At 50.0% G+C, this 7,677-nt stretch carries 8 protein-coding genes and 4 tRNA genes; 3 read left to right on the top strand and 9 right to left on the bottom strand.

Features of this window, described 5'->3' with window-relative positions; genetic code table 11:
* The 8 genes from ABT58_RS23000 to murB all read right to left on the bottom strand — a co-directional run.
* Positions 1-312 (bottom strand): GTP-binding protein (locus ABT58_RS23000; RefSeq protein WP_047876766.1); only part of this gene is annotated, 312 nt, incomplete at its 3' end.
* A 105-nt stretch (positions 313-417) separates the two neighbouring features.
* A tRNA-Thr gene (locus ABT58_RS22995) sits at positions 418-493 on the bottom strand.
* Between the two features lie 12 nt (positions 494-505).
* Positions 506-580 (bottom strand) — tRNA-Gly (locus ABT58_RS22990).
* A gap of 39 nt (positions 581-619) precedes the next feature.
* Positions 620-704, bottom strand: a tRNA-Tyr gene (locus tag ABT58_RS22985).
* Positions 705-740: 36 nt separating this feature from the next.
* Positions 741-816: transfer RNA gene (locus ABT58_RS22980), tRNA-Thr, on the bottom strand.
* A gap of 96 nt (positions 817-912) precedes the next feature.
* Positions 913-1,644 (bottom strand): type III pantothenate kinase, encoded by a 732-nt coding sequence (locus tag ABT58_RS22975; RefSeq protein WP_047876765.1) that lies wholly within the window; start codon positions 1,642-1,644, stop codon positions 913-915.
* Entirely contained in the window at positions 1,644-2,606 is a 963-nt protein-coding gene (birA, locus tag ABT58_RS22970) for a bifunctional biotin--[acetyl-CoA-carboxylase] ligase/biotin operon repressor BirA (protein ID WP_047876764.1), read from the bottom strand. Before birA ends, ABT58_RS22975 begins: the two co-directional genes overlap by 1 nt.
* Positions 2,603-3,643 (bottom strand): UDP-N-acetylmuramate dehydrogenase, encoded by a 1,041-nt coding sequence (gene murB, locus ABT58_RS22965; protein WP_047876763.1) that lies wholly within the window; start codon positions 3,641-3,643, stop codon positions 2,603-2,605. Before murB ends, birA begins: the two co-directional genes overlap by 4 nt.
* Before the next feature lie 75 nt (positions 3,644-3,718).
* On the opposite strand from murB, the gene ABT58_RS22960 reads away from it, so the two are divergent.
* The 3 genes from ABT58_RS22960 to ABT58_RS22950 all read left to right on the top strand — a co-directional run bounded on the left by ABT58_RS22960 (position 3,719) and on the right by ABT58_RS22950 (position 6,268).
* On the top strand, positions 3,719-4,159 hold the full coding sequence (locus ABT58_RS22960; protein ID WP_047876762.1) for a GNAT family N-acetyltransferase: 441 nt from the start codon (positions 3,719-3,721) through the stop codon (positions 4,157-4,159).
* Between the two features lie 114 nt (positions 4,160-4,273).
* On the top strand, positions 4,274-5,623 hold the full coding sequence (gene pssA / locus ABT58_RS22955; RefSeq protein ID WP_047876761.1) for a CDP-diacylglycerol--serine O-phosphatidyltransferase: 1,350 nt from the start codon (positions 4,274-4,276) through the stop codon (positions 5,621-5,623).
* Between the two features lie 9 nt (positions 5,624-5,632).
* Positions 5,633-6,268 (top strand): isochorismatase family protein, encoded by a 636-nt coding sequence (locus ABT58_RS22950; protein ID WP_047876760.1) that lies wholly within the window; start codon positions 5,633-5,635, stop codon positions 6,266-6,268.
* A gap of 151 nt (positions 6,269-6,419) precedes the next feature.
* On the opposite strand, the gene ypfJ is transcribed toward ABT58_RS22950, so the two are convergent.
* Positions 6,420-7,322: a KPN_02809 family neutral zinc metallopeptidase gene (gene ypfJ / locus ABT58_RS22945; protein ID WP_047876767.1), complete on the bottom strand. Its 903-nt coding sequence runs from the start codon at positions 7,320-7,322 to the stop codon at positions 6,420-6,422.
* Positions 7,323-7,677 lie beyond the last annotated feature (355 nt).

Below are 7,677 nucleotides of genomic sequence, written 5' to 3'. Positions count from 1 at the left end.
TAGGATACCACCGTCCATCTGTGCAGCACCGGTGATCATGTTTTTAACGTAGTCAGCGTGTCCAGGACAGTCAACGTGTGCGTAGTGACGAGACGGAGTATCGTACTCTACGTGAGAAGTAGAGATTGTGATACCACGCTCACGCTCTTCTGGAGCGTTATCGATAGATGCGAAGTCACGAGCAGCACCACCGTACACTTTTGCAAGTGTTGTACAGATAGCAGCAGTTAGAGTAGTTTTACCGTGGTCAACGTGGCCGATAGTACCAACGTTAACGTGCGGTTTTACGCGTTCAAATTTTTCTTTAGACATGGATAGTCCCTCTAGGCACGGAATTTGGTGGCATTACGACCACACAACCTGACATGGGTTTGTAGAGTATATATCAAAAGTATTGAGGTAACTTAAAGAGGGGGGTGGTGCTGATAGGCGGATTTGAACCGCCGACCTCACCCTTACCAAGGGTGCGCTCTACCAACTGAGCTATATCAGCACACTAGAAGTGTGGAGCGGGCAGCGGGAATCGAACCCGCATCATCAGCTTGGAAGGCTGAGGTAATAGCCATTATACGATGCCCGCAAAACTCGTAACTCGATAAGCTATTCAATCAATCGAAAATGGTGGAGGGGGAAGGATTCGAACCTTCGAAGGCAGTGCCGTCAGATTTACAGTCTGATCCCTTTGGCCACTCGGGAACCCCTCCAAATTTTTTTTGCACTTTCACTCATTTAGGAGAAAGTGGTGCCGACTACCGGAATCGAACTGGTGACCTACTGATTACAAGTCAGTTGCTCTACCTACTGAGCTAAGTCGGCGTAAGTGCTGCGCATTCTATTGAACAATCTCAACCCTTGCAATACCTTTTTTGGATTTTTTTCCGCAAAACTCATCGCTTGGGCAATTTTTGCTCATCATCGGCATTTTGCGTATAAAGCTAAGCCTTCCAAGACTAAATCCGAGCGGTGATGATAGTGTTTGCCCCAATTCACAGGCAGGTGTCGTACGCCGCCGCCACACAAAATCACTTCCGGCTCGACTTTCAGGCGATCAATCGCTTGAGACAGGCCAAATTCAATTAACCCCACCAGCGCCGCACGACAGCCGTTCTTCAGGCCATCCGCCGTATTATCGGCAAAGGTTAAGGCATCACCATGGTCGCGATCCGAGAACACCTTGGTGGTATTTTCCAGTACCGACTTCATCATCAACTGATAACCCGGTGCAATCCACCCCCCTAGGTGCTTACCTTCTTCTGTCATCACATCAAAGGTTAATGCGGTACCAATGTCGACAATCACGGTCGGGCGTTTGAATTGCTGATGTACTGCCACCAGCGTTAACCAGCGGTCCACACCCAGATACTGATACTCACTGTACGCATTCTTCACCCCAAAATCTTTACGCAGGGTTTTCACTTGCAGCACAGGAATGTTTGCCATCTGTGAGATACGCTGAATGGAGTTATCCACTTCCACCGGTCCCACGCTCGCAAACACAATCCGATCAATCCCGCTTTCAATCAATGGCTCAAGCACCATTTCTAATTTACGGCTAGGATAACGCCCTAATAGCTCAATATTGCCATTGTCAAATAACTGGGCCACCTTGACATAGGTGTTACCCGCTTCAATTAAAATTTGCATTAACAACCTCTAAGGCTGATTTCACCACCGATGTAAGGCACAAGACCTTCCTCGGTTTCTAATAATAGTGCCCCCTGATTATTGATCCCGCGTGCAATGCCTTCGACCACACGAGGGCCCATCAATAGTTTCACAGGGCGATTCAAAAAGTTATCTAGTCGATTCCAGCGCTCGATAAATCCATCGAGGCCTTTTTCTTCGTAATCGGTCAGGGTTTGGGCTAATTTCGCGATCAGTGTCGCGGCCAGTTGATTACGACCCGGTAAGGTATCACAAGCCTGAGTGAGGTTAGTCCACCCCTGCTCAATACTCTCGCCTTCTTGCTCCGGCATCGCAATATTGAGGCCCATGCCAATCACCAAATGCGCGGCATCACCGGCCTGTCCGGTCATTTCAACCAAAATCCCGGCCAGTTTTTTATCTTGGTAGTACAGATCATTGGGCCACTTCACGCGGATCCCATCAGCGCCGAGCGATTGCAATGCCTCTGCAATGGCCACGCCCACCACCAGGCTGAGCCCCATTGCGGCCGCCATCCCCGCCTCGAGTCGCCAGTACATAGACAGGTATAGGTTGCTGCCAAACGGTGATAACCACTGACGTCCACGGCGACCACGTCCTGCCTGCTGATATTCCGCCACACAGACAGCACCAGAAGGTAACTGACCCACGCGATCCAACAGATATTGATTGGTCGAGTCAATGACCGGGATCACCGACAGATCGGCACACGCCGTGTGCGATAAGATGCGCTCAACGGTCAGTAATTCAAGCGGGGCCGCTAAACAGTACCCTTTGCCCTGCACCCGGTAGATATCGAGTCCCCAGGATTGCAGCACTTTCACCTGTTTAGACACCGCTGCGCGTGACATCCCCAAGGCCTCACCCAAGGCTTCGCCAGAATGAAATTGCCCATCAGCCAATAAGCTGATCAGCGTCAAACGCGTTTTATGCTCTTTCATGCGATTGCCTCAGCCAGGCACGTCTCACCAGACGCCGCCATAAAACGCACTTCGTGTTCCAGTACAATCCCAAAGGTCTCCGCAACCGTATCCACGACATACTGGGCCAATGCCAATACATCTGCAGATGTTGCTGTGCCGGTATTCACTAACACCAAAGCTTGCTGATCATGCACACGCGCACCACCGATTTGATGGCCTTTTAGCGCACACTGATCAATTAACCAGCCTGCGGCTAATTTACATTGCCCGTGCGGTTGCGGGTACATCGGCATGCTCGGGTAGCGCTGTAAGAGTGCCTGTGCTTGGGCTTCTGAGACCACAGGGTTCTTAAAGAAGCTGCCTGCATTCCCCATCACCGCCGGATCCGGCAATTTCTCACGGCGAATCGCGCAGACTTCATGCAGGATGTCTGTCGCGGTCACCGTTGCAGGATCAAACTTGGCCAAAGGACCATAGGCGATATGTGGAATCCATGCTTTGTTTAAACGCAAACCCACAGCAGTAATGGCATGGGTATTTTTGAGCGCGGCTTTAAAAATTGATTCACGGTAGCCAAACTGACACTCTTCAGCCATCAATCGGGTACACTCGCCACTTTCCAGCGCCACCACGTCGACATAGTGGCAGACATCTTTCAGCTCCACGCCATAAGCGCCGATATTTTGTATCGGTGAAGAGCCGACACAGCCCGGGATCAACGCCAGGTTTTCCAGCCCCGGCATGCCTTTTTCAACCGTCATGGTCACCAACGCATGCCAATCTTCCCCGGCACCCACATGCAGCTCAAAGGCCTCGTCCGTCTCCGTAATGGTGATCCCCTTAATACGGTTGACCACAATCACGCCGGCAAAATCTTCACAGAATAGGAGGTTACTGCCCTGCCCAACGATCAACTTCGCGAATGCCTGATATTGCTTATCTCGCCATACAGCAACCAGCTCATCGACCGTTTCTACGACGACAATGTGCGCAGCGTTAACCGTTAGACCAAATGTATGAAAAGGTGCCAGTGACCTATCCTGCAAAACTTTCATGCCTATTTTGACCCATACCTTTTATACTAGGGGCTGTATTTTAACTGATTCATCCCCACTTGGCAGTGTTTTCCCATGAGTAAGCTTAGTTTTCATCTTCTTGAGCCATTACGGTTCCCGCTGATCAACCGATTCTATAAAGCCTATTATCCTGCGGGGAAAGCCAAGAAAGATGAAACCATCTGGGTGGGAGAGAGCAATCAAGGCATACAATGCTGTGTGCGTTTTAAATACATTGAAGATTATCAACTGCTCACCGGCATGCTGGTTCACCCAGAGCAACGTGGCCAAGGCATCGGTCAACACCTTCTGCAGGCCGTGCAAGACCAACTCACCCAGCAGCCTTGTTATTGTTTTGCCTTTGCCTATCTGGAAGCCTTCTATCAAGCAGCGGGATTTGTCACCCTGTCCGATGACGCACTACCCGCACCGTTGCAAAGCCGCATAGAGCGATACCGAGCAGGCGGGAAGTCATTAATCCCTATGCGTTACTCCCCTAACCTGACAGATAATTGATTCATCCGTGATACATGCCGCCTCTGTGGTGGATAGACTACGGGCATTTTCTGATATAATTGCGCCCTTCACTAACAGATTCATCCTTAATAAGGTCGCGTAAACGAGGCGATAATGGATTCAGCTATTGCAAATAAGCAACGCATCGATCAACTCCCATGCATTGCACATAAACCAGGTGATTTAGAAACATTGTTTGATGCAGGATCGTTCCGCGAACGCCTGCACCAAGAAATCACGACCGCCACACGTCGTATCTATCTGGTTGCCCTTTATCTGCAAGATGACGATGCCGGCCGAGGGATCCTGACCGCGCTGTATGACGCCAAACAGGCGAACCCTGATCTTGATATCAAAGTCCTTGTCGACTGGCACCGTGCCCAGCGAGGACTGATCGGCGATGCCAAATCTGACGGCAATGCCGCCCTGTACCGTGAATTTTCCGAAAAGTACGAACACCCGATCCAAATCCTTGGGGTACCCGTTCGCAACCGCGAAGTGTTTGGTGTATTACACCTGAAAGGTTTTGTGATTGATGACAAGATCATCTACAGCGGTGCCAGCCTCAATGATGTGTACTTAGCGCAGCATAATCGCTACCGGTACGATCGCTACCATGTGATCCATAATCCGAATCTGGCCGACAGCATGTCTGGCTTTATTTTAGACACTCTCGTTAACAGCGATGCCGTTAACTGCCTAAGCCAAAAAGATCGTCCTGAGACAAAATCACTCAAAGGCGCGATCCGCACGCTACGCCAGCAACTGCAAAAAGCCAGCTATCAGTTCCAGCCAGAACGCATTGCAGACAATGAAGTGGGCCTGACACCGCTGGTCGGCTTAGGAAAACGCAAGAACCGTCTCAACCAGCACATCTGCACCCTGATTGCGAGCGCACAAACCGAGCTGACAATCTGTACCCCATACTTCAACTTCCCGCGCAGTATCAGCCGAGAAGTGAAACGTGCCCTACGTCGAGGTGTGAAAGTCACCATTGTTGTCGGGGATAAAACTGCCAATGACTTTTACATCCCGCCAAGTGAGCCGTTTAAAACTATTGCCGGCCTACCTTACCTGTATGAAGTCAATCTACGCAATTTCGCCAAGCAGAATGAAGCCGCGATTGCGCGTCGTCAGCTTGCCATCCACTTATGGAAACACGACGACAACAGCTTCCATCTGAAGGGTATTTGGGTTGATCGTAGTTATATGCTGATCACGGGCAACAACCTGAACCCACGTGCATGGAAACTGGATCTGGAAAATGCCATTTTGGTCCATGACAAAAACCAATTGTTGGCTGAGCAGAAACAACAAGAGCTAAACTGTATTTTGAAGCACACACAGCTGATCGGCAGTTACAAGTTCATTGATAAGATTGATGCGTACCCGGCACCGGTGAGAAAGCTGATCAAACGTATCCGTCGTATTAAGGCAGATCATATCCTCAACCAAATTCTCTAGGAGGGAGACATGACGATTGCGGCTATTGATGTCGATCCACAACAAACCTTTACGCCACTTTGCCCGGATGAACTCCCTGTAGAAGGGGGAGATAAAATTGGCGCGGCGTTAAATGCACAGGCCGCATTGGCAATGTATCGTGTACTCACTAAAGATGCGCATCCGAGCAATGCTGTCTGGGTCGTCAATCGTCATGATGAGATGCTACAACCACTGACACATAAGAATGCCGATTTAACATGGGTGGCCCATGCGGTACCGGGTACGCAGGGGTTTGAAACGATCCCTGGCCTGCCAGCCGTCACTGAATATGATCATGTGATCTGGAAAGGGATCGAGCCGGATCTTCACCCATATGGCGCCTGCTACCATGATCTTGAAGAAAAGCTCAGTACCGGTTTAATCGAATGGTTAGCCAGCAAAGGGGTAACGACGCTGATCGTTGGTGGTCTTGCCACTGACTACTGCGTGAAAACCACGGCCTTGCAATTAAAAGCAACAGGCCAGTTCGATGTCATTGTCAATCTGGAGGCCTGCCGAGGCATTGCCACAGAGACGGTAGAAAGTGCCTGTATGGAGATGAAAGCCGCTGGCATTCATGTCGTCATCAATACAGACGCCGTGAAACAGCGCCTCGCCATATAACCACTCCTCTGCATTATCAATGCCCACCGAATCGTTAAGAGTCGGTGGGCATTTTTATATCACCACGTCATCCGGTTCACCATTCATACACCCGCTAGCCAGTTTTCCAGATAAGCACTCACAAGTTCTCAATGGACACCCTCACCACGCCTCAGTGACTTCCAAATGTTTGGCATTGGCTTAGGTCACCAGATTGAAAGCCTTTTTTGAACCACGCGACCCGCTGCTCTGAAGATCCATGCGTAAAACTATCGGGCTGTACACTTTGCCCTGCCATCGACTGTAATCGGTCATCACCCACAGCACTTGCCGCAGCAATGCCTTCTTCTATATCTCCAGGCTCAAGCAGCTTCATCTCGTTATTGACGTAGAATCCCCATACGCCTGCATAGCAATCCGCTTGCAGTTCAAGTTTGACACTCAATTCATTCGCTTCAACCCTAGAGGATTGTTGCTGCTGTTGGCGTACTTGATTACTGGTACCAAGCAAAGTTTGTACGTGGTGGCCAACCTCATGTGCAATAACGTAAGCGAAAGCAAAATCTCCCGGTGCGCCAAGCCTTTTAAGCTCATCCATAAAGCTCAAATCTAAATATATTTTCCGATCTGCTGGACAATAAAACGGGCCTGTCACCGCTCTACCCACCCCACACCCTGTCATTGTAGAACCGCTATACAACACCAACGTGGGCTCCGAATAACCATTAGGCAACAGCTCCCCCCAAACACTTTCAGTCGTCCCTAGTATGGCCGCAACGAATTGAGCATTTTCACCCGTTAACTCTTGGCTATCTGCTGAATTATATGATTGCTGCGTCGTTGGCGGCACACCAACAATTTGCCCCATCAGGTCGCCATCCCCCATAAGGGCTTGATACCCAAAGAACAAAACACCGCCCAGCAAAACGACTCGGCCTACCTTACTTTTTAAAAGGAAAGGCAGAAAACGGAATAATTGCGCAACAAGCAAACCTGTAGAAGCTGAGTGTCTGCCCCCCGGTTGACCTCGACGATCTTCTACATTTGAACTTCTTTTACTATTGCGCCATCGCATGTTTCCCTCCAAAGATTCTGCCAGTGCACCGTCATAGTGTGGGCTATTTTTAGCGTTCTTGCCGACACAGAAAACACCTAACATGAAGGTCAATTTCAAGCGCTTCTGCCTCAACGCGCACGGCCAGTCAGGGCTGGCCTTCCAGCTGCAACTTAAAGTGCGAAGCACTTTTCTGGATCGCAGATAGCAAAAAACCTCAGCATTTCTGCTGAGGTTTCTTTAATAAGTGGCGAAGCGGCGGGGACGCCTAGTCCGGGGCTATCCGACCGAAGGACGGACATTAAAATGATTCAGATACGAAAAAGCCCTGCTAAAAATAGCAGGGCTTTCGAAGAAGTGGCGGAGCGGACGGGAC

It is taken from the genome of Photobacterium aphoticum, from assembly GCF_001029435.1.
Lineage (GTDB): Bacteria > Pseudomonadota > Gammaproteobacteria > Enterobacterales > Vibrionaceae > Photobacterium > Photobacterium aphoticum.
Note: the sequence above shows the minus strand (reverse complement) of the source record. Positions and strands in the feature narration are given on the sequence as shown.